General features: G+C 68.9%; 19 protein-coding genes. 7 read left to right on the forward strand and 12 right to left on the reverse strand.

Annotation, left to right across the window (positions count from 1 at the left end; genetic code table 11):
* Positions 1 to 20 precede the first annotated feature (20 nt).
* A complete protein-coding gene (locus tag CDN99_RS16220; protein WP_088386144.1) occupies positions 21 to 1,754 on the reverse strand; it encodes a M14 family metallopeptidase in 1,734 nt (577 codons plus the stop codon).
* A 145-nt stretch (positions 1,755 to 1,899) separates the two neighbouring features.
* Here CDN99_RS16220 and ribA point away from each other — a divergent pair, with 145 nt between their 5' ends.
* From ribA to CDN99_RS16250, 6 genes are all read left to right on the forward strand, one after another.
* Positions 1,900 to 2,526: a GTP cyclohydrolase II gene (gene ribA, locus CDN99_RS16225; protein WP_088385925.1), complete on the forward strand. Its 627-nt coding sequence runs from the start codon at positions 1,900 to 1,902 to the stop codon at positions 2,524 to 2,526.
* A 197-nt stretch (positions 2,527 to 2,723) separates the two neighbouring features.
* A complete protein-coding gene (locus tag CDN99_RS16230) occupies positions 2,724 to 3,965 on the forward strand; it encodes a helix-turn-helix domain-containing protein (protein ID WP_088385926.1) in 1,242 nt (413 codons plus the stop codon).
* Positions 3,966 to 3,974: 9 nt separating this feature from the next.
* Positions 3,975 to 4,493 (forward strand): PIN domain-containing protein, encoded by a 519-nt coding sequence (locus CDN99_RS16235; RefSeq protein WP_088385927.1) that lies wholly within the window; start codon positions 3,975 to 3,977, stop codon positions 4,491 to 4,493.
* A gap of 135 nt (positions 4,494 to 4,628) precedes the next feature.
* The gene (locus CDN99_RS16240; RefSeq protein ID WP_088385928.1) at positions 4,629 to 5,000 is read left to right on the forward strand and encodes a response regulator; all 372 of its coding nucleotides are present in this window, start codon (positions 4,629 to 4,631) and stop codon (positions 4,998 to 5,000) included.
* A gap of 32 nt (positions 5,001 to 5,032) precedes the next feature.
* Positions 5,033 to 5,605, forward strand: coding sequence for a HipA domain-containing protein (locus CDN99_RS16245; protein ID WP_088385929.1), 573 nt, complete (start codon positions 5,033 to 5,035; stop codon positions 5,603 to 5,605).
* A gap of 2 nt (positions 5,606 to 5,607) precedes the next feature.
* On the forward strand, positions 5,608 to 6,255 hold the full coding sequence (locus CDN99_RS16250) for an MBL fold metallo-hydrolase (protein WP_088385930.1): 648 nt from the start codon (positions 5,608 to 5,610) through the stop codon (positions 6,253 to 6,255).
* 21 nt (positions 6,256 to 6,276) lie between these two features.
* On the opposite strand, the gene CDN99_RS16255 is transcribed toward CDN99_RS16250, so the two are convergent.
* Complete coding sequence (locus tag CDN99_RS16255) at positions 6,277 to 7,884, reverse strand: hybrid sensor histidine kinase/response regulator (protein ID WP_088385931.1); 1,608 nt, start codon at positions 7,882 to 7,884, stop codon at positions 6,277 to 6,279.
* A 157-nt stretch (positions 7,885 to 8,041) separates the two neighbouring features.
* Entirely contained in the window at positions 8,042 to 8,992 is a 951-nt protein-coding gene (locus tag CDN99_RS16260; RefSeq protein WP_088385932.1) for a M48 family metallopeptidase, read from the reverse strand.
* Between the two features lie 59 nt (positions 8,993 to 9,051).
* Between CDN99_RS16260 and CDN99_RS16265 the strand changes: the two genes are divergently transcribed.
* On the forward strand, positions 9,052 to 9,579 hold the full coding sequence (locus CDN99_RS16265) for a flavin reductase family protein (RefSeq protein ID WP_088386145.1): 528 nt from the start codon (positions 9,052 to 9,054) through the stop codon (positions 9,577 to 9,579).
* A 46-nt stretch (positions 9,580 to 9,625) separates the two neighbouring features.
* On the opposite strand, the gene CDN99_RS16270 is transcribed toward CDN99_RS16265, so the two are convergent.
* From CDN99_RS16270 to CDN99_RS16310, 9 genes are all read right to left on the reverse strand, one after another.
* The gene (locus CDN99_RS16270; protein WP_088385933.1) at positions 9,626 to 11,098 is read right to left on the reverse strand and encodes a hypothetical protein; all 1,473 of its coding nucleotides are present in this window, start codon (positions 11,096 to 11,098) and stop codon (positions 9,626 to 9,628) included.
* Positions 11,095 to 12,024 carry an ABC transporter ATP-binding protein gene (locus tag CDN99_RS16275; RefSeq protein WP_088385934.1) on the reverse strand — a complete coding sequence of 310 codons (930 nt, stop codon included), beginning with the start codon at positions 12,022 to 12,024 and terminating at the stop codon, positions 11,095 to 11,097. The genes CDN99_RS16270 and CDN99_RS16275 overlap by 4 nt, the downstream gene beginning before the upstream one ends.
* Positions 12,021 to 12,422 (reverse strand): GntR family transcriptional regulator, encoded by a 402-nt coding sequence (locus CDN99_RS16280; protein ID WP_088385935.1) that lies wholly within the window; start codon positions 12,420 to 12,422, stop codon positions 12,021 to 12,023. The genes CDN99_RS16275 and CDN99_RS16280 overlap by 4 nt, the downstream gene beginning before the upstream one ends.
* 212 nt (positions 12,423 to 12,634) lie before the next feature.
* Positions 12,635 to 14,014 (reverse strand): TAXI family TRAP transporter solute-binding subunit, encoded by a 1,380-nt coding sequence (locus CDN99_RS16285; RefSeq protein WP_088385936.1) that lies wholly within the window; start codon positions 14,012 to 14,014, stop codon positions 12,635 to 12,637.
* 45 nt (positions 14,015 to 14,059) lie between these two features.
* Positions 14,060 to 15,118: a hypothetical protein gene (locus CDN99_RS16290; RefSeq protein WP_202820286.1), complete on the reverse strand. Its 1,059-nt coding sequence runs from the start codon at positions 15,116 to 15,118 to the stop codon at positions 14,060 to 14,062.
* Positions 15,069 to 16,736: an Eco57I restriction-modification methylase domain-containing protein gene (locus CDN99_RS16295; RefSeq protein WP_088385938.1), complete on the reverse strand. Its 1,668-nt coding sequence runs from the start codon at positions 16,734 to 16,736 to the stop codon at positions 15,069 to 15,071. Before CDN99_RS16295 ends, CDN99_RS16290 begins: the two co-directional genes overlap by 50 nt.
* Before the next feature lie 182 nt (positions 16,737 to 16,918).
* The gene (locus tag CDN99_RS16300) at positions 16,919 to 17,788 is read right to left on the reverse strand and encodes an OmpA family protein (RefSeq protein ID WP_088385939.1); all 870 of its coding nucleotides are present in this window, start codon (positions 17,786 to 17,788) and stop codon (positions 16,919 to 16,921) included.
* A 33-nt stretch (positions 17,789 to 17,821) separates the two neighbouring features.
* Complete coding sequence (locus CDN99_RS16305; protein ID WP_088385940.1) at positions 17,822 to 18,217, reverse strand: DUF4398 domain-containing protein; 396 nt, start codon at positions 18,215 to 18,217, stop codon at positions 17,822 to 17,824.
* Between the two features lie 126 nt (positions 18,218 to 18,343).
* Entirely contained in the window at positions 18,344 to 19,216 is an 873-nt protein-coding gene (locus tag CDN99_RS16310; protein WP_088385941.1) for a DUF1444 domain-containing protein, read from the reverse strand.
* Between the last annotated feature and the right edge of the window lie 65 nt (positions 19,217 to 19,281).

Here is a 19,281-nt window from a genome sequence, read left to right on the forward strand (position 1 = left end):
GCGGGAAGCGCCTCTTCCCTTCAGTCGAGCGTGACTTCCGTTCTGACCGTGCCGGCGCGGTCGGCGCTGGCGACGAGGCTCAGGCGCGTGCCCTGGGGGGCGCGCACGACCCATTCGCCGAAGGCGCGGTCACCGGTCACGTCGCGCTCGGGCAGGAAGGCCAGTTGCGTCTGCCTGGGGGCGTGACCTTCGAGCTGCGGGCCTTCCATGCGCGGCTTGCCGCTGATCAGGCCGACCTCGGGATCGACCGGCAGGAAGATCTCGAAGACGACGCCGCGGGCCTGCTTGCGCGCCAGCGCCTGCCGCGTCACGTAGGCCGGCAGCCAACCGCTGTTGCCCACCGCCATGCGCACGCGCCAGGTGTCGGGGCCGAGCGCGCGGACCTCAGTCCGCAGCAGCTCCAGCTTGGGCAGGCTCAGCGCGATCTGGTTCATCCACGCGGGGAAACGCGCGGCCTCGCGCTCGCGCAGGTGCGGCGGCGGGTTGCGCCAGTAGTTCATCTTGTCCCAGCCGCCGATCTCGACCTCGCCCAGTTGCGGATGCATGAACGCCGTCCACTCGACGTGCGCCTGGCCGCCGCAGTGCTCGTCGCTCCACTTCAGCAGCTTGAGGTCGTCCTCGACCGGGTGGTCGCGGAACCAGTCGATCCACTTGTAGCCGGTGATGCCGGCTTCCTTGTTGGGGGACCACAGCTCCACCACCCAGAACAGCGCGCCCAGGTGCTCGTAGACCCAGTCCTGCGTGCCGGTGATGACGTCCTTGGGGTGGTACTTGAACTCGTGCCAGATGCTCACCGCCGGATAGCCGGTGTGCTTCTCCCCCAGCGCGGAGAAGCGCTGGTAGGTCCAGAGGTCCTCGGGCGCCATGTCCTCGTCGCTGCGGGTGCCGCAGGGGCGCAGGATCACGCCGCTGTGCGTGTGATAGCTGATGGCCGCGCCGATGTTGGGATGGCCGACCATGAAGTCGACCATCGCGCGCACCTCGGGCTCGCTGGTCGGGTAAGGGCCGGCGCCGACCTGCTCGAACTCCTGGCGCCAGCCGGCGGGGAAGTTGCGGTTCAGGTCCAGGCCCTCGTTGTCCTTGTTGACCTTGATGCTCAAGCCGTCATGGTTGATGACCAGGCCCTCGGGCATCAGCCGGTAGTACTCGCCGCCGAATTCACCGGGCTCGCGCGCCACCATCAGGCGCGGGTCGCCGGAATGTTTCTTGTAGGCGCCGTGCGGGTCGGGGATGCGCATCGTGAGGATGCGGCCGTCGCCGTCGATGTCCTCGACGCTCAGGCCCTCGACCGGCTCCTCGTCGAACGGGTACGGACGCGTGGACGAGCGGATGTGCCGCGGCCGGTCCGCGAGCGCCAGCTCGGCGCCGTCGGGGTTCAGGCGCGGCACCAGGTAGATCGTGCGGGTGTCCAGCAGGTGGGTGACCTGCGGATCGCTACCGTACTTGCTCACCAGCTCGTGCAGGTAGTAGAGGCAGGTGGTGCAGGCGGTGAGCTCGGCGGCGTGGATGTTGCCGTCGATCCAGAAGGCGGGCTTGTCGACGTCGGCGCCGGTGGCGGTGTTGGTGAGGATCGCCAGCCAGATCTCGCGGCCCTCGTAACTCTTGCCGATGGACCGCACCGACACCAGGTTGGGACAGGCCTGCGCGTAGTCGAACAGCAGTTGCGTCAGCGCTTCGTAGCGCGGGAACTCGTCGAAGCGCGGACGGGGCAACGGCGTCGACGCGGTAACGGAAGCGGGCGGCAGAACGGTCATGGGCATCCCTGGCACAGGTGGCGGGTGCGGACGATTGTGCATGCGCCATCCCCGGCGTCCGAGAGGCCTCTCCAGGCCCAGGCAACGCGTTTACCCTGAGAGGAGTTAAATTGCTGCCCTTTGCTGCGTTTGTTCAGGTTTGGAGATGGCTGTGAATCACTGCGAGAAGATCCCGTTGGGGACGCAAGGGGCGACCGACTGGGAAGTGGTGCATCTGCCATCGCCGCTGGGGGACTTCCAGGCGCGTGCGTTCCGCAGCCCGTCGACGGGGTCGGAGCATCTGGTGCTGTCGGTCGGCCCGCTGAAGGTGCGCGGCGGGCTGCTGCGCATCCACAGCGAGTGCCTGACCGGCGACGTTTTCCGGTCGCTGCGCTGCGACTGCGGTCCGCAGCTGGAAGGCGCGCTGGCGCTGCTGTCCAGGGAAGACGGCGGCATCGTGATCTACATGCGCGGCCATGAAGGCCGGGGCATCGGCCTGGTCGAGAAGCTGCGCGCCTACGCGCTGCAGGAGGCCGGCGTGGACACCATCGACGCCAACCTGCAGCTCGGCCACGCCGAGGACGAGCGCGACTACGCCGACGCCCTGGACATCCTGTGCCTGCTGGGCGTGCAGAGCGTGCGCCTGATCACCAACAACCCGCAAAAGCGCGACGCGCTGGTCCAGGGCGGGATCGAGGTCGAGGAACTGGTGCCGCTGCGCATCGAGGCCAATCCGCACAACGAGCGGTACCTGGAGACGAAGCGCAGGCGGATGGGGCATTACCTGGGGTGAGATGCGCCCGCTGCGGGTCAAGATGAAGGACGGCGCCACGGCGCCGTTTTTTGTTCGCCCTGGCGCTCAATTGTCGCGCCAAGGCCGGTTGCCCTCTCCGGCAATGTATGAATATCAAACTTCATCATCCATGAACTGACAGGATCAGTTGTCTCCGACCTATCATTCGACATCGTCGATTCAGTCCGGAGCCTGCCATGCCCTTGACGCAAGCGGCGCTCGGCCAGCGGATCCGTTCCGCCCGCGAGCGCTGCCATCTGACCCAGGAGCGACTGGGAGAGTCCATCGGGCTCTCCCGCGTCGCCATCAACCAGATCGAGAGTGGCGCCCGCGCCGTGTCCAGCCTGGAGCTGGATCGTCTGGCTTTCGCCGTGGGGCGCGACATCCGCGAGTTCTTCGCCGATGACTTCACCGAGCATGTCGCGGACCAGGACGCGCTGTCCGCGCTGTTCCGAGCCACGCCGCAATTGGCCGATCAAGGCGAATTGCTGTCCGCGCTGCAGGAGAGCATGGCGCTCGGGCACCAGGTGTCGCAGCTGGAACAGATGCTGGGCATCGACCGCGCGCAACTGCGAGCGGCGATCTACGAACTGCCCGCGCCCACCGGCCGCTGGGATGCGGTGCGCCAGGGCCAACGCGTCGCCGCCGATGAGCGGCAGCGGCTGGGCCTGGGCATCGCGCCGATCGGTGACCTCGCGGACGTGCTCGAGGGTCAGGGGGTTCGGACTGGCGCCGTGCCTCTGCCGGAGAACATCTCGGGGCTGACGTTGTGTGATCCCCGCATCGGCGTGTTCGTCGTGGCCAACCTGGACCACGCACCGCTGCGGCGGCGGTTCTCTTATGCCCATGAATACGCCCATGTGCTGGTCGACCGCAACCGCCGCGGAACGCTCAGCCGCAGCGAGAACCGCCAGGAGCTGATCGAAGTCCGTGCCAATGCCTTTGCCGCGGATTTCCTGATGCCCGAAGACGGCGTCGAGCAATTTGTTCGGGCGCTGGGCAAGGGGGCGGGCAGCAGGAACCAGGCCTGGGCATTCGACGGGGACGCGGCGATCCAGGCCGAGCAGCGCTCCTCGCCTGGCAGCCAGGAACTCCAGCTCTATGACGTGGCGCGCCTGGCCCATCACTTCGGGGTCAGCCGACTTTCGGCGCTCTATCGCGTGAAGAACCTTCGGTTGGTCGGTGAAGCCGATTTCAATCGATTGAAGGCGCAGGAGGAATCGGGTGGTGGCCCAGCCATCGCCGAGTTTCTTCGCGCCTCGGAGCCCCTGCATGGCCGGGACGAGCGCGAGGACTTCCGCCGTCGGTTCCTGGGTCTGGGGTTGGAAGCCTTCCGGCGCGACGAGATCACGAAAAGCAAGTTGTTCGAGCTCGCCGCCATGGTCGGCGTGACGCGATCGTCGGTACAGAACACCTTGACCTCGGTAGGCATGGAGTGAGCGACGGTCATGGCGAAAGCGATATCGACTTGCGCCCTGATCGTGATCACCGACGCCAACGTCCTGACCAACTTCATCCACATTGGTCGGCTTGACCTGCCGGGCGGCCTGGCGGCTCACCGATTTGCCGTGCCGGAAGAAGTCATTCAGGAGGTGGACGATCCGGGCCACGCCCGTGCCTTGTGCGCCGCGCTTGAAGCCAAGCATCTTGAGCGCCTGACGATCAACCAGTCGGACACGCTCGCGTTGTTCGCCCAGCTCCGCACATCGATGGGCAAGGGCGAGGCCGCTTGCCTCGCGGTGGCGGCCCGCCACGGCCATGCGGTCGCATCCGACGAAAAGCGACGGTTTCGCCGGATGGCGATCGAGCTCCTCGGGGAAGGCCGACTGCTTCGCACCGAGGATCTGATCCTTCAAGCGATCCGTGGCGGACAGATTTCCGTTGGCGAGGCGGATGCGTTCAAAAGTAGGCTGGCGGAGCGCCGTTACGCGATGAACTTTCCAAGCTTCGCGCAACTGGTCGCCTAGCGGAACGCCTTTCGCCGCCGGACTGCGCGTTGGCTCGTCCCCCAGGCACTCCGCTTGCCAGCATCTCTTTCACGCGATGCCGGCCTACCGGCGGATGCGGCCTCCTCCTACACGACCTCTGCCCGATACGCCGCCATGGCCCCCGACCGCTTGCAGGCTCTTCTGGTTGAAGACCATGCCGATTCCCTGGAATTCCTGACCGCCCTGCTGGCCTCCTGGGGCTGCGAGGTGCGGGGGTGCTCCTGCGCGCAAGAGGCGCTGGACATGCTCGGCGAATGGGCTCCCCAGGTGCTGATCACCGACATCAACATGCCGGGCATCGACGGCCGCGAGCTGGCGCGGCTCGTGCGGGAGACCTACGGGCATCAGGTCGTGATCATCGCCGTCAGCGGCGAAGGCTTCGCCCGCGAGCAGCAGGGGGACGAGGAGTCGTTCTTCGACCATTACTTCGCCAAGCCGATCAACTTGAACGGGTTGGGAAGGCTGCTGGGCGTGGAGATGCGGTAGGCCTGCTCGTCTGCGAGCACCTGGCCGGGCAGGTGCTGGCGTCGCAGTTGAACGTGGCGGCCGCGACGTCGCGAATTCACCTTCACGGCGGCCGCACGTTTCTGGAGATCAATCGATTCGATCGCCATGGCGCCCTGGGCCGATCGCCGGTGGCGACCTGGTGCTCGCTCAACGCCGCGATGGTGGGCAGCGCCGGTCACCCGTGGCTGGAAGCCTGTGCGAAGCTGCTGCCGACGGGATGGCTGACCACGCACGATCTGGCCACGATCCAACGGGTCTGGCTCTACGGCCAGTTGATCGCCAACACGGACATGCACGACGGCAACTTGTCGTTCCAGCCGGTGCTCCGCGACGGAACACCGGCCTTCGCGCTGGCGCCCATCTACGACATGTTGCCGATGCTCTACGCCCCCGTGCGCGGCGTCGAGTTGCCGCGGCGGCAGTACGCACCGAAGCTGCCGCTTCCGGCCGACACATCAGCTTGGCAAGCCGCCGCACGCGCCGCCTTGACGTTCTGGCGGACCGCCGCCGCCGATCCCCGCATCGGCGACGATTTCCGCCGCCTCTGTGAGGACAATGGCGACCTGCTGTCCCAGCTGCTCTGACCATGCCCCTGCGCTACCACACCCTCCCCGTCACGCCCTTCCACCAGAACTGCTCCATCGTCTGGTGCGACGCGACCCTGGACGCCGCCGTCATCGACCCGGGCGGCGAAGTCCCGCGGCTGCTCGCCGAGGTCGCCCGCCTGGGCCTGACGCTGAAGGCGATCTGGCTGACCCACGCCCACATCGACCACGCCGGCGGCGCCGGCCAGCTCGCGCGCGAGCAGGGCCTGCCGATCATCGGCCCGCACCCGGGCGACCAGTTCTGGATCACCGCCCTGCCGCAGCAGTCCGCGATGTTCGGCTTCCCGCCGGCGGAGATGTTCGCGCCCACGCGTTGGCTGGCGGACGGCGACACCGTCCAGATCGGCCAGGAGACGCTCCAGGTTCGCCACTGTCCGGGCCATACCCCCGGCCATGTCGTCTTCCATGCCGAAAGCGCCCGGCGCTGTTTCGTCGGCGACGTGCTCTTCGCCGGCAGCATCGGCCGAACGGACTTCCCCGGCGGCGATCACGACACGCTGATCCGCTCGATCAACGAGCGCCTCTGGCCCATGGGCGACGACACCGTCTTCATCCCCGGCCACGGCCCGGAAAGCTCCTTCGGCGAGGAACGCCGCACCAATCCGTTCGTCGGCGGGCGCTGGGGCTGAGCGGCGCGGCCGGGTCGGCGCTCACAGCGGCGCCAGCCCGCTCTCCTGGAAGCGCGATTCCGGAAACCCCCGCAGCGCGCGGGCAGCGAGCTCCACCAGTTCCTCGAAGCTGCGCTCCTTCTGCAGCACCGCCACGGCGCCCATCTGATCGGCCGCCGCGGTCAGCTCGTCCGCGATGTAGCCGGTCGTGATGATCACCGGCAGCCGCGGCAGCGTGCCACGCACCGCCACCGCCAACTCCAGGCCGTTCATGCCCGGCATGTTGTAGTCGGTGATCAGCAACTGCAGCGAGACGCGCCCTTGCTCGACATCGTCGAGGAACCCTCGCGGGTCCGCGTACGAGCGCACGTCATAGCCGGCCTTCTTGAGCAGCGCCTCGACCATCATGAGCACGATCGGATCGTCGTCCACGTAGACGACCGACTCGCCCTCGCCGGGCTCGGCCACCTTGGCCAGCGTGGCGGCATCGATGGGCGCGGCCTCGTCGACGATCGGCAGGTAGATCGAGAACAAGGTCCCCCGCCCCGGGTGCGATTGCACGTCGATCGCGCCCCCGTGCGCGTGCACGATGCCGTTCACGATGTGCAGCCCCAGGCCCGTGCCCTGACCGCGCGGCTTGGTCGTGAAGAAGGGCTCGAACAGCCGCCCGGCCACCTCCGCGGACATGCCCTGGCCATCGTCGCGCACGCACAGCTCGGCATACCGCGTGGGCCCGACGCGTCCGATCACGAACGCATGCGGCACGTCGAATTGCACCGCGCGCAAGCCCACATGCAGATGACCGTGACCGCCGGGCATCGCCTGCCAGGCATTGGTGCAGAGGTTGAGCACCACCTGCTGCACCTCGGCGGGATCCACGGTCGCCACGCAGCCGTCGCCGCTCAGGTCGACGGTGAGCCGCACCGTGGGCGGCAACGTCGATCGCAGCAGCCCGATGCTGTCCTCGACCAGCGGCGCCAGCTGGTACTTCGACAGCTCCTGGCTGCCGCCGCGCGCGTAGGCGAGGATGCGCTGCACGATCTCGCGTGCCCGATCGCCGGCACGCTTGATCTGCTGCATGTGATCGCGCAGCGGCGAGCCTTCGGGCAACTCCTCCAGCATCATGCCGGCGTGGCCGAGGATCGCGGCCAGGATGTTGTTGAAGTCGTGCGCCACGCCGCCCGCCAGCGTCCCCAGCGACTCCATCCGCTGGATGCGCACCAGCTTCTCCTCCATGTCCACCCGCGTCAGCTCGTCGGCCTTGCGCATCGTGATGTCGATGAACAGGATCACCAAGCCTTCCTCCCATGGGAAGGCGCGGCACTCGAACCACTTGTTCAGCCGGGGACTGAATTCGTCGTACATGTGGGCCGTGCCGGCCGTCATCGCCGACCGCGCCTCGCTCTCGAAGCGCGGCCCCATGATGTTGGGGAAGGTCGTCCAGTAATGCGTGCCGAGCAGCGTCTCGCGTGTCTTGCCGCAAGCGCGCTCGAAGGCGACGTTGACGAACTCGATGGTCCAGTCGTGCCGCAGCAGGATCACCGCATCGGTGATGTACTCCAGCGCCGCGCCGACCTTCGTCTCGTGCGCGGCGCCATCGACAGGAACTTTCAACGCACCCGGAACGGGCGCCGAGGGTTGACGCTGCATGTCGCCTCCTGCTGGACGGGGCGCGAAAGTGGACCTCTGCGCCGGGCGGAGCAATCGGGGTTCCACGGGCCTAGACCTAGGGGGCACATTACAACGGATCGGCCCGGGAAGGCCGATGACATCGAGGATCCTGGGCGGCCATGACGCCGCGGCCGCGTCAGCTCTTGGCGGCCGGCGGCGGCGGCGCGAAACGCTGCGTGGGCTTGGGCGCGCGCTGGTAGAAGCCTTCGACGCGCGGCAGGTTGCGCTCGATATCGCGGATCCGCGTGGGCCCGGCCGGGTGGGTCGACAGGAACTGCGGCGGCGCGCCCTTGCTGACCTCGCCCATCTTCTGCCACAGCGTCACGCCGGCGCGCGGGTTGTAGCCGGCGCGGGCCGCGAGCTCCATGCCGACCAGGTCGGCCTCGCTCTCGTCCTCGCGGCTGAAGGTCAGCTTCAGCAACTGGCCGCCGATGTTGGCCACGCCGCGCCCCAGGTCGCCCAGGCCGAACAAGGCCGCGCCGAGTTCGATCGCGCCGTTGGTCGCCATCGTCTTGCCCATGCGCTCCCGCGCGTGCTCACGCAGCGCGTGCGCGACCTCGTGGCCCATGATCATCGCCACCTCGTCGTCGCTGAGCTGCAGTTGCTGCAGGATGCCGTAATAGAAGGCGATCTTGCCGCCGGGCATGCAGAACGCGTTCAGCTCGCGGCTGCCCAGCAGGTTCACTTCCCAGCGCCATTGCTGCGCGCGCGGGTTCCAGGCACCGGAGAACGGGATGATGCGCTGCGCGATCGCGCGCAGGCGCACCACTTGAGGGTTGTTGTCCGGCGCCAGCGCCTTCTGGCGCTGGGCGTCGCGCATCATCTGCGCGTACTGCTGCTGCGCGGCGGCCTCGACCTGCTCGGCCGAGACCAGCTTGGCCCAGCGGCTCTGCTTGCCGACGTCGACGCCCTCCTGCGCCCAGGCCGGCGCCAGCGCGACCGCGCCGCCCAGCCCGAGCAGCCCGGTGAACAGGCGCCGCGCCGGCCGACGCGGCGCGCAGCCGCGGCAGTCGCAGCGGCCGAAGCCATAGGCGGGGGCCGAGGGCAGATGCGCGTCGGCGTCCGGAGAGAAGTCAGCATCAACCATGGCGGCATTCTAGGGAGGCGCCGCGTCGCTTTCCCGGCGAGGCGACAATGGCGGGCATCATGTCCCAGCCGCCCCTGATCACCCCGTCGCCCGCGTGCGCGACCTCCCCGCTCGATCCCCAGGAATTCCGTGCCGCGCTGGGCATGTTCGCGACCGGCGTCACCATCGTCACGGCACGCGCCGCCGACGGCACGCTGGTCGGCCTGACCGCCAACTCGTTCAACTCGGTCTCGCTGGCGCCGCCGCTGGTGCTGTGGAGCCTGGCCCGCCGCGCGGGCTCGATGCCGGTCTTCAGCCGCGGCTCGCATTACGCGATCAACATCCTGTCGGCCGACCAGAAGGAACTGGCGCAGCGCTTCGCGACCCGCGACATCGATCGCTTCGCCGGCGTCCGCTTCCGCGAAGGCTGTGGCGGCGCACCGGTGCTGGAGGGTTGCGCTGCCGTCTTCGAATGCGCCAACCGCAGCCAGTACGAGGAAGGCGACCACATCATCTTCGTCGGCGAAGTCGAGGCCAGCTCGCGCGTGGAACACGCCCAGCCGCTGATCTTCCACGGCGGCCGCTACTACACCGAACTGCCGATCTGAGCACCGGGGCCGGCCGCGACCGGTCCGCGGCCCACAGGCCCCGGGGTCAGGCGTCGCGCCCGACCGGCCAGAACGGCACCATGTCCCGCAAGGCCGGCCAGCGCCAGGCCACGAGCGCCACGGTCAGGATCGCCGACCCGGCCACCGGCCACCACGGCGAGAACTCCATCATCACGCTCGCCATCGCGCTCAGGCCCATCAGCACCAGCATGCCCAGCGTCATCAGCGCCACATGCTGGCCCGAGGGCGCGCCCTGGCGCGACCAGTCGCGCCACATCAGCACGCCGCAGGGCAGCGCCACCGCCGCGAAGTGCAGGCCGATCAACGCCTTGCGCGACGCGCCCTCGGCGGCCTCGGGCGCCAGCGCCCACATCAACGTCATCATGCCGACGCCGACGGCCCACATCGCCAGGTAGTGGCCCAGCTGACGTCGCGCCAGCACCCGGTTCAGCGACGGTCCGCGCGGCATGCCAGGCACCAGCAACAGCAGGGCCTGCTCGTGCCGGGTCTGGTACAGCGTGCCGCCGATGCCGAACAGCGGCCCCATCAGCGAGCTCATCAGCCCGATGGACACGCCCGGCAACGCCCCCTGGATCGCCTGGCTCGCCCGACCGGGCTCCACGACCAGGAGCAACACCGCCTCGCCCAGCAGCAGCGCCCCCAGCACCATGGCGGAGGATGAGCCGTACACCGACCAATGAAGCCCGCGCAGCGTGGCGACTTCGGCGCGCGCCGCCACGCTGTCGGCAGTCGGCCTGGCCGTGCGGAGCAGGTGGTCGAACCAGAACGGCCGGCCCCATTGGAAGAACCGCTTCAGCGCCATGCCAAGGCGTCCATCGGGCCAGCCGCCCTTGGCGCCGCCGTTCGTCATCATCACCTCCCGCAGCTGCCGCGCCGCCGTCCAGTGGCGCGCATGCGCGGTGCCGCCGTCCTGGAAGGTGCGCCACAGCAGCGCGCACAGGGCGATCATGACGAGGGCCGTCTGGACGATCGGCTGGCGCTGATGCCAGTCCGTCATCATGCCCAGAAACATCTGCCACGCCACCGTGCCGCGCAGCAGCGACAGCAGCACCGACGGCACCAGCCACATCAGGATCCACAGCGCCGGCCAGCGCAGCGCGGCGGCGAAGACCAGCATGGCGGCGCCGGCCACCATCGTCCACGCCAGCGCGTCGCCCATGACCTGGTGCATCGCCAGGCCCCCGAGCACCGCCAGCAGCAGAAACAGCGCCACCGCGGTCTCGCGCAGCTGCCGCACCTGGCCCGGCACGAGGCGCGCCGCCAGCGGATGGTTCTGACCGGCCAACGCCGTGGCGGCGGACCACCACACGAATTGCAGCCCGATCGCCGCGGCGATGAAGAAGGTCACGAACGCGGCTGAGGCTGAGCGCATCGTCGCCAGCGCCGTGATGCCCGCGAGCGGCAACAGCAGCCACCACAGCCGCCGCAGCTTGCGCCAGGTCACGCCCAGCACCGCCGCATGGCCGCCCAGCCCCGGGGACGGCAGCACGGCGCTCATTGCGTCAGCTCCAGGAAGAGGTCCTCGAGGTTCAGCGCCTCGCAGCGCAAGGTGGCGTCGCTCGCCGGCTGGCGATCGGGGAAGCGCACCAGCCAGCGCGACGATCCGCCGGCCTCGCGCCGACGCAGCACCTGACCGCCGTGCGCGGTCACGGCCGCGTCCAGCGCCGCCGCGGATCCGGCCAGCAAGCGCACTTCCTCCGCCAGCGCGTCCTGCGGCGCCTGCAGCACGATGCGCCCGCCATGCAGGAAGGCGATGTTGAAGGCCACCCGCTCCAGGTCGGACAGGATGTGCGTCGAGAACACGACCGTGGTGCCGCGATCGAGCACCTGATCGACGAGCTCGCGCAGGAAGTCGCGCCGGCCGGCGGGGTCGAGGCTGGCGACGGGTTCATCCAGCACCAGCAGGTCGGGCTCGTGCGCCAGCGCCCGCACGATCGACAGGCGCTGCTGCTGGCCCTGCGAGAGCTTGCCGATGGTGCGGTCGCGCGGGATCTCCCAGCGCGACATCAGGCCGTCGACCTTGGCGTCGTTCCAGCGCGGATAGAAGCTGCGGAAGTAACGCAGCAGATCGCCGACGCTGAAGTCCTCGAACAGCGCGGCGTGCTGGGGCACGTAGCCGAGCCGCTCGCGCAGCGCGTCGTCGGGCGTCATCGCCGGCTGGCCGAACAGCCGCACCTCGCCGGCCTGCGACTCGCGCAGGCCGAGCAGCGTTTCCAGCAGCGTGGTCTTGCCGGCGCCGTTGCGGCCCAGCAGGCCCACGACCTGCCCGGGCTCCAGCGTCCAGTCCAGCCCTGACAGCACGCCGGGCTGGCCCTTGAAATCGACCCGCAGGCCGCTCGCCCGCACCGGCGGCGCGGTCAGCGCGTCGGCGCCTCCGACTTGCGCCGACGCGCTTCCCTGGCCGATCGTCAGTGTTTGATTCATCGCGACTCTCCCTTCTCTTCCAGCAGCGCCTTGAACAGCGCCAGGGCCTGCTCGGCCGGCAATTCCAGTTGATGCGCCTCGGCGGCGGCCTTCTCCAGCGTCGGCCGCAGCAACTCCACCCGCGACTTCGTCTTCATCGCTTTCTGATGCTGCTGCGCCACCACCATCGACAGCCCGCGGCGGCGCTCCACCAGCCCCTCGGCCTCCATCAGCCCGAAGGCCTTGGAGATCGTCATCGGATGCACCGCCAGCGCCTGCGCCAGCTCCCGCACCGAGGGGATCTCCTGCCCCGCCACCAGCTGCCCGCTGGCCACGCGACGGCGCAACTGCTCCACCAGCTGGCGGTAGATGGGCTCGGTCGAACCGGGGTTGATGCTGAAGAACAGGTCGGATTCCATCGGCGGGGCCTCGGTCGTCGGGGATGACGTTGGCTAACGTGTACTAGTACAGTAGTACACGTGGATGGAGGCTGTCAATGGGGGCTTGCAGCCAGGGCGGTGGGACGCGAGTGCGCCGGCTAACGTTTCCCACCTGAAACACTCGGGCGCATGCCCGGGATCGGACCGGATGGCGAAAGGGGCAGGCAGCGCGCCACCGCGCCGCTCGTCGATCAGCCGGCCGGTCCGTCGGTCGGCCGGGGCCGCTGCGCCAGCAGGCGCTTGCGCACCGCATGGATGTTGTTGCGCAGCGCGTAGAGCTCTTCGGCATAGGACAGCGGCACCGCAATGCGGTGCGTGACGCGGTCCAGCTCGTCCAGCTCGTCGAGCAAGGCCTCGCGCTCGCCGGTGCCGGTTTCCAGCTTTGCCTCCACCTCGCGCAGCCGCGCATACCAGCGGAACACGCGCGAGCGCACGCGGAAGGTGTAGAGCGGCGGCACCACGCGCGACAGCGGCAGCATCAGCACCAGCAGGCCGCCGACCACCAGCCACATGCGTTCCAGCAGATTGCCGGCCCAGAAGGGCAGGTAGCGCGCCCAGCCCGGCGGCGTGCCGTTGATCGCGCGGTCGCCCTCGGCGCTGACCGGCAGCTCGCTGGTGCGGGTGTTGGGGAAGTCGCGCGCGCCATTGAACCAGCCGGCCTCGCTGTGCTGGCTCAGCGCGGCCTGCGCGAACAGCTGGCGCAGCGCAGGGTGTGTCTGCTCGCGCGCCAGCAGCGCGGTGGTGGTGGCCAGCAGCGGCACGTCGTGCGGCGGCAAATCGGCCGCCAGGTCCACCACACCGCGCGGCAGCGTCACGGTGGACAGGAAGGGCAGATGGCGCGAGTAGGCCTCGTTCTGCTCGAAGGCCATCAATGCGATGGCCGGGTCGCGCAGCAGCGCGCGGATCAGCCCGGCCTGCGGCGCCGAGATCAGCACCGTGGCGTCCAGCCGGCCCTCGCGCAGCGCCGCGCCGGCGGCGTCGGGCGCCAGATTGGACAGCCGCAGATCGGTCGGCTTCAGCTGGTTCAGCGCCAGCAGCTTCTCGACGATCTGCGGCACGCCGCTGCCGTCCTGGTCCACGTTGACTCGCAGGCCGCGCAGTTGGGCCAAGCGCTGCAGTTCACCGCCGGGCTGACGGCGCGCGATGGCGAGGTCGCGGCGATAGAAGATCCAGATCGGCTCGTAGAACAGGCTGCCCAGCGAGACGATGCCAGCCTCGGTATCGGCGGCCGGATCGGCCATGCCGCCGCGTACGAAGCCCACATCGGCCGAGCCCGCGCGCAGATGGGCCAGATCGTCCTGCGCGCCTTCGCTGGCGATCAGCTCGACCTGGATGCGCTCGCGCGCCAGCGCCTTCGCATAACCCTCGCCGAAGCCGGCGTAGGCGCTGCCGGCCGGGCCGGTGGCCAGCCGCACCTGCCGCGGCGGCTGCGGATCCAGCCACCAGTAGGCCGCTACCAGCAGGCCGCCGCCGAGCAGCAGCAACGGCCCCATCGAGACCATCATGTCGCGCAGCGTCTGCAGCAGCAGGCGCAGGCTGCGGGTGGCATGCCATTGCTGAATCGGGGTCATCGCTTGCCATCCTGAGCGAGCAAGGTCACGGACCTGCCCGCAAGGTCAAAGTTGACGTGCTTCCGCACGGTGTCGACGTGCTCCGCGGTGCATGGTCACCGGCGTGATGCCGAGCACGCGTTCCACCATCGCGGCGAGGAACCGGCTGGGCATCAGCTCGTCGGGGGTCGCATCCAGCCGCAGCCGAACCTTTGGCAGATTCGCGATCGTCAGGTCAATATCGCCGACCGCGTCCACGACTGGAGCCGAGTCCTCTTCGGCTTCGACGCCGGGCTCGGCCAGTGCTTCGACAGCAGGCTCCTCGCCGTCGTCTGGAAGCACGGCGTCGTCTCCATACTCCATCAGCACCAGACCGGTGGCGTGGTAGGCATCATCTTCCTGCCCAAGTTTGATCAGCAGATCGAAGAGCCATTCGGCGGTTCCCGGCTCCTCGCGCAAGATCACGGCGTTCAGCCCGAACATGAAACCCAGCGCCGCGAGGGGATGACGCAGTCGGAGGTTCTTCGCGTCGCCGTAGGACTCCTCGATGCGGTTGGGCGCGTTCTTGCCGAACGACGAATCCATGCGCTTCGTGGAAATCAGGAGCTCCGGTCCGGTGGACCAATCCGTGATGATGACGTCCACCTGTTTGGTGTAGTTCTTCCCCAGGATGGAGGCGCTGGAAGCAGTCACGCCTTTGATGGCACTCTTGCGCTCCACCTTCGCCCGGACGGGCCCCGCCTCCTTGGCGGTGAGCTCTTCGAGGAGGTTGGCCACCGAGGACGGCAGGATGCGCGGATGCGTCGGACGGGGCCAGGTCTGGTCTTTCCCGAAACCTGCGCGCCTGAGCTCGTAGCTGAGCCAGACGTCCAACGCCAGCGCCGGCACGCCGGACTGGGTATTCGCCTTCAGGAACAACGGCACGCCCAGCAACAGGCTCAGCGTGTCGTAGTCAGGCTGGAAGTGGCGCTTGCCCGAGGCGTCCTTGACCCACGGATTGGTGTGCACGCCTTCGGGCGCCGCCCGATCGACGATTCGATCGAAGAGGGTCCACGCCTTTGCCTTTGCGGACTTCTCAGCTGCCACCGTGCGACCTCGCTTCTCTCCGACTTGCCAGCCGCTCACGTGCGGCTCTCATCCTGCCCATCTGCTCCACCGACAGCACGCGCCCGTCAATCAACAGCGCCCGGTCCACCAGATCGACCGCGCCCAAGAGATCTCCCCTGGTCAGAAGATCGGCCACCGCGCTCTTCGCCGCGCGCAGCGCCGCCGCACGCGAGCGCACCAGCAGGCTGGAGGGCACCGCCCAGACATCGGCCTCCTTCGGCTCCAGCTTCAGGATGCCGCCGCCGTAGGCTCGGCCCACCATCTCGGCATGCATCAAGGTGGCTGAATTCAAGCTCGCCAGAGACAGTAGTTCGCGCCCGATATCCCGCTCGGCCTCGCGAAGGTAGACCCCGTGCACGGAGTTCAGGTGATAGGCCCCCGCTTCGTTCGCCACGAGCCGCGGCGTGTCCGCGTTCATGCAGGTCAGGAGCAGGTCGGCGGGCCGCACGAGCGGCACTCGGAACCACACTTTGCGCACGCGGCATTTGTACGCCGTGTCGACCCCCGTGCGGTGTCCATCTTCGATGTAAGCCTGTGCCTCATTCGAGGGTTGCGTCCTCGGGTAGAAGAGCCGCGTCGACTGGCCGTCCTTGCCCAGCCTTGCCAGCAGCTCGGGCGTCAGATCGAGCCCGCGCAAATGCTTGCTCCCCGGCGGCGACAGCGGCAGCAACTCATTGGCTCGCAAACCCAGTTCCCTGGCCCGGGCGGGGGAGAGTGCGAAGTACTTGTTGTTGCCGGTGACGATGCCGAGGGTCGTATCGCCCCAGCTCTCCAGCGACGAAAAATGACTGCCGGACGTGAGCGCGCCCAAGGCGTCCAGGGCAGCCTCGTCCACGAGACTGCCCGTCCACTTGGCGGCCGGATCCGCTGGTTTCCATGACTGGCCGGCCTCCAGCGCCGCAAGGCTGGCCGCGTTCTTCGCCTGTCGGATCGTCGCGTGCCCGGCCGGGCCTTCACCATAACCCTCGGCCAGCAGAAGCACCACGTCGGCCTCGGCTTCGGGGAACACCTGTTCGGTGAACAAGACGAGCTCGACCCTCCGAAAGCGGTCGAAGAGGAACTGACGGACCGGCGCCGCGTAATTGACCGAGAGGAGTTCCGCGGGCAGGACAAGGCCGAGCCGCCCTCCCCGCTTCAAGAACAAGGCGGAGTGAACCGTGAAGGCGGCCCAGCTGGAGGCAAGTCCCGTGAGCGCGACTCCACCTCGAAGGGCCGCCTGGCGCGATTTCGCACGAGCCTCGCCCGAGAAGTTTTGATAGCGGATGTAGGGGGGATTCCCGATCACCGCGTCGTAGACAGGCTCAGGCGCGACGTCGAAAAAATCGCTTTCGCGCACATGGGCCTTGCCGCCTGATTCTCGAACTCGTTGCCGTGCGATCTTTGCGCTGTGCGCATGGATCTCGACACCGTCGACCTCAGGATCCGTGCTCTTGCGACGGCGCAGCTGGGCCAGTCGCTCAACCGCTGCGACGAGGAACGCCGCATCGCCGGCCGATGGCTCCAGGACCCGATCCGACCCGGTTTGGATCGCCCAATTCGCCAGGAACGCCGTGATGAGCGCCGGCGTAAAAAACGCCCCGCGTCCCTTGCGGAGGCCGGGCGTGTCGTTCGGGTGAATCAGGCTGGGAGAAACCACGCATCATTCTACGGGGCCTGTCGTCGAGGAGGCCGCGGTTCCACACACCCCACCGCAGGTGGAGCAAATGACGAGAGCCGAGCATGCCCCGCAACGGGGGTTGCCGCTGGCGCGTCAAACAACCCGCCGACAACCGCGTCAGGCCGGGCCTGGCGACGATCGTCGGCGAGCGCGATCAACGATCAGCGAGCGACCGAAAACGCACCTCGCTCATCCGAGAAGACGATCTCGACACGACGGTTCTGCTGCCTACCGCTCGCGTTGTCGTTGGAGGCGACGGGACGCGCTTCCCCGTTCCCGCGGGTATCGATGCGCTCGGCCGCGACGCCGCGCTGGACCAGCGCGTCGCGCACCGATTCCGCACGCGCTCGCGAGAGCGTGACGTTGCTGGCCGCGCTGCCCACGCTGTCGGTGAATCCTTCGATCAGGATGCGCCGCTCGGGATGATTGCGCAGCGCGGAGGCCAGCGTGTCGAGACGGCTGTAGGCGCCTTCCTTGAGCGTCGCCTTGCCGGTATCGAACAGCACGTCCTGCAGCATGACCACCAGCCCCTGGGGCGTCGGCCTGGCCTGCATTTCCGCGAGCTCGCGCTGCAGGCGGTTGGCGCGCTCCGAGGCGGCCATGGCCGCGGCTTCGGCGGTCGCCGCCTGGCCTTGCGCCACTTGCGCCTGGGCCGTGGCCGTCTGCGCCTGGCGGGTCCGGACCTCCGCCCTCAGGCGTTCACGCTCGATGCCCGCCGCCTCGACCCTGGCGTCGGCGGCACGGGCGGCGCCCATGTTGATGGCGACCTGAGCGCGTTGAGCGGCCACGCTGGCGGCGCTGTCGACACTGGCCGGGTCGGCCCGTTCCTTCCAGGCGTTCTCGGCCCGGTCGAGGGCTTCGCGGGCCTTGGTCAGCTCCGCCGAGGCATAGCGGCCGACGTTGGGGTCGCTGTTGGCTTGCAGGTAGTCCCTCCTGGCCGCTTCCAGTCCGGTGTTGGGGACGGGCACGCTGGAACAGGCCGCAAGGGCCAATGCCGTGAGACCGCCAGCGAGGTTCCAAAGTTTTTTCATGATGATTCCTTGATGTCGTCCGTCGCCGAGGGATCAGCGGCCCGGGCCGCCGGCGCCGGGCTGGCGATTGAGCTCGTCGCGCAAGCTCGCCAGGCTGCGATCCAGTTCATCGGATGCCTTCTCCGAGCGATCGCGGGCGCCCTTGGACCGCGCAAGGGCCGCCGCGGCATCGGCCTCGTCGGCCTTGCGGCGGGCGAGCGCGTGATCGCCCTTCCTTGCGGCGTCCTGCGCCTCGGCCAGGCGGGCGCGAGCGATCGCCAGATCGGGCGAGTCGCTGTTGCCCAGGCTGGCCTGGGCCGCTTCCAGCGCGCCGCGGCTCTCGCCGAGCTGGCTCGCGGTTTCAACCTTGTTGGCGGCGCAACCGGTGGCTGCGATCGCGACGAAGACCGCCGCGGCCAGGACCCTGCGGGGGAGAGGCTGGTAAGGCATGCATGGCTTTCGGAATTGACGATGTGTCCCTCGGGCAATCGCCGTACCTTGCCCGGCACGCCACTGCTTGGGCTCACTCGCCGCCGCGTCGGAACCCGTCAAGCGGCGAGCCCTCGCGCCTCGACGTCATCGCAGCGGCACCCACCCCGACGGCGACCACCGCAGCAGCACGTCCGACAGCGGATTGGCCGACTTGCCCATGATCTCCCGCACCTGCCCGCGCAACGCATCGAGCGTGGCCGGCACGTCGTCACCGACGTAGAGCACCGTGTCGTTGGCTGGCGCCGCGACGATCAGCGTGCCGCGCTGCGCGTCGGCCAGCGGCTTCCAGTCGTCGATGAAGACCAGCCGGCCGGGCTGCGGCACCACGCCGTCGAGCTTGGCCACCTGTCCCGGCTCCGCCGGCCTGGCGGTCTGCAGCACCTGCGGCAGCGCGTTGTAGGTGTTCTTGCGCGCTTCGTCGCGCACCTGGTCCACCGACAGGTTGAGCGTCTTGTAGTCCTTCTCGCTGACCAGCCGCGTGGCACGCGCGGTGTCGAAGACCGGCACGATCACCAACGGGCCGACGAAGGGTCGTGGCCGGAAGGTGGTGGCGTCGCCGCCGGCTTCGCGCTGGGCCTGTTGCACCGACTGCGCGGTGCGCACCGCGAGTCGCAACGATTCACGCGTGGCGGGAATGGTCGAGGCGCGGAAATGCTCGGCGGTCGTCTTGACGAAGACGCTCACGTCGTCGGCGCAGTTGCCGCGATTGGACTGGCAGCCGGCGTAGAGCTTGTCGAGCCTGGACCGCTGGTCGGCGATGCCGAGCGTCAGCGGCTCGCGCACCGAGACGGTCTCGTTGCCGAGCTGCTGGCGCAGCAGCCCGGCGACGTAGTCGGTGAAGCCGGCCGCGTCCTGCGGCACGGCCACGGCCTGCGCGAACGCGGGCCCCTGAAGGAGCGCGGCGGCGGCCGCCGTGGCGGCCAGGGCGTGGCGAAGTCGGGAACGCTGGTTGGGCATGGGGACCTCCGTGTTTCCATGGGGAGGCCCCCTTGGGGCAAGCAGCGATCCCGCGCTTCGCGAGC

It is taken from the genome of Roseateles aquatilis, from assembly GCF_002205645.1.
GTDB lineage: Bacteria > Pseudomonadota > Gammaproteobacteria > Burkholderiales > Burkholderiaceae_C > Roseateles > Roseateles aquatilis.

What these genes read in the sequence shown, in the direction of transcription:
- CDN99_RS16235 (WP_088385927.1), top strand. Translation starts at nt 3,975, where the DNA reads ATGGCGAAAGCGATATCGACTTGCGCCCTGATCGTGATCACCGACGCC.
- CDN99_RS16265 (WP_088386145.1), top strand. Translation starts at nt 9,052, where the DNA reads ATGTCCCAGCCGCCCCTGATCACCCCGTCGCCCGCGTGCGCGACCTCC.
- CDN99_RS16310 (WP_088385941.1), bottom strand. Translation starts at nt 19,216, where the DNA reads ATGCCCAACCAGCGTTCCCGACTTCGCCACGCCCTGGCCGCCACGGCG.
- CDN99_RS16300 (WP_088385939.1), bottom strand. Translation starts at nt 17,788, where the DNA reads ATGAAAAAACTTTGGAACCTCGCTGGCGGTCTCACGGCATTGGCCCTT.
- CDN99_RS16280 (WP_088385935.1), bottom strand. Translation starts at nt 12,422, where the DNA reads ATGGAATCCGACCTGTTCTTCAGCATCAACCCCGGTTCGACCGAGCCC.
- CDN99_RS16240 (WP_088385928.1), top strand. Translation starts at nt 4,629, where the DNA reads ATGGCCCCCGACCGCTTGCAGGCTCTTCTGGTTGAAGACCATGCCGAT.
- CDN99_RS16250 (WP_088385930.1), top strand. Translation starts at nt 5,608, where the DNA reads ATGCCCCTGCGCTACCACACCCTCCCCGTCACGCCCTTCCACCAGAAC.
- CDN99_RS16255 (WP_088385931.1), bottom strand. Translation starts at nt 7,884, where the DNA reads ATGCAGCGTCAACCCTCGGCGCCCGTTCCGGGTGCGTTGAAAGTTCCT.
- CDN99_RS16220 (WP_088386144.1), bottom strand. Translation starts at nt 1,754, where the DNA reads ATGACCGTTCTGCCGCCCGCTTCCGTTACCGCGTCGACGCCGTTGCCC.
- CDN99_RS16260 (WP_088385932.1), bottom strand. Translation starts at nt 8,992, where the DNA reads ATGGTTGATGCTGACTTCTCTCCGGACGCCGACGCGCATCTGCCCTCG.
- CDN99_RS16285 (WP_088385936.1), bottom strand. Translation starts at nt 14,014, where the DNA reads ATGACCCCGATTCAGCAATGGCATGCCACCCGCAGCCTGCGCCTGCTG.
- CDN99_RS16230 (WP_088385926.1), top strand. Translation starts at nt 2,724, where the DNA reads ATGCCCTTGACGCAAGCGGCGCTCGGCCAGCGGATCCGTTCCGCCCGC.
- ribA (WP_088385925.1), top strand. Translation starts at nt 1,900, where the DNA reads ATGGCTGTGAATCACTGCGAGAAGATCCCGTTGGGGACGCAAGGGGCG.
- CDN99_RS16305 (WP_088385940.1), bottom strand. Translation starts at nt 18,217, where the DNA reads ATGCCTTACCAGCCTCTCCCCCGCAGGGTCCTGGCCGCGGCGGTCTTC.
- CDN99_RS16270 (WP_088385933.1), bottom strand. Translation starts at nt 11,098, where the DNA reads ATGAGCGCCGTGCTGCCGTCCCCGGGGCTGGGCGGCCATGCGGCGGTG.
- CDN99_RS16275 (WP_088385934.1), bottom strand. Translation starts at nt 12,024, where the DNA reads ATGAATCAAACACTGACGATCGGCCAGGGAAGCGCGTCGGCGCAAGTC.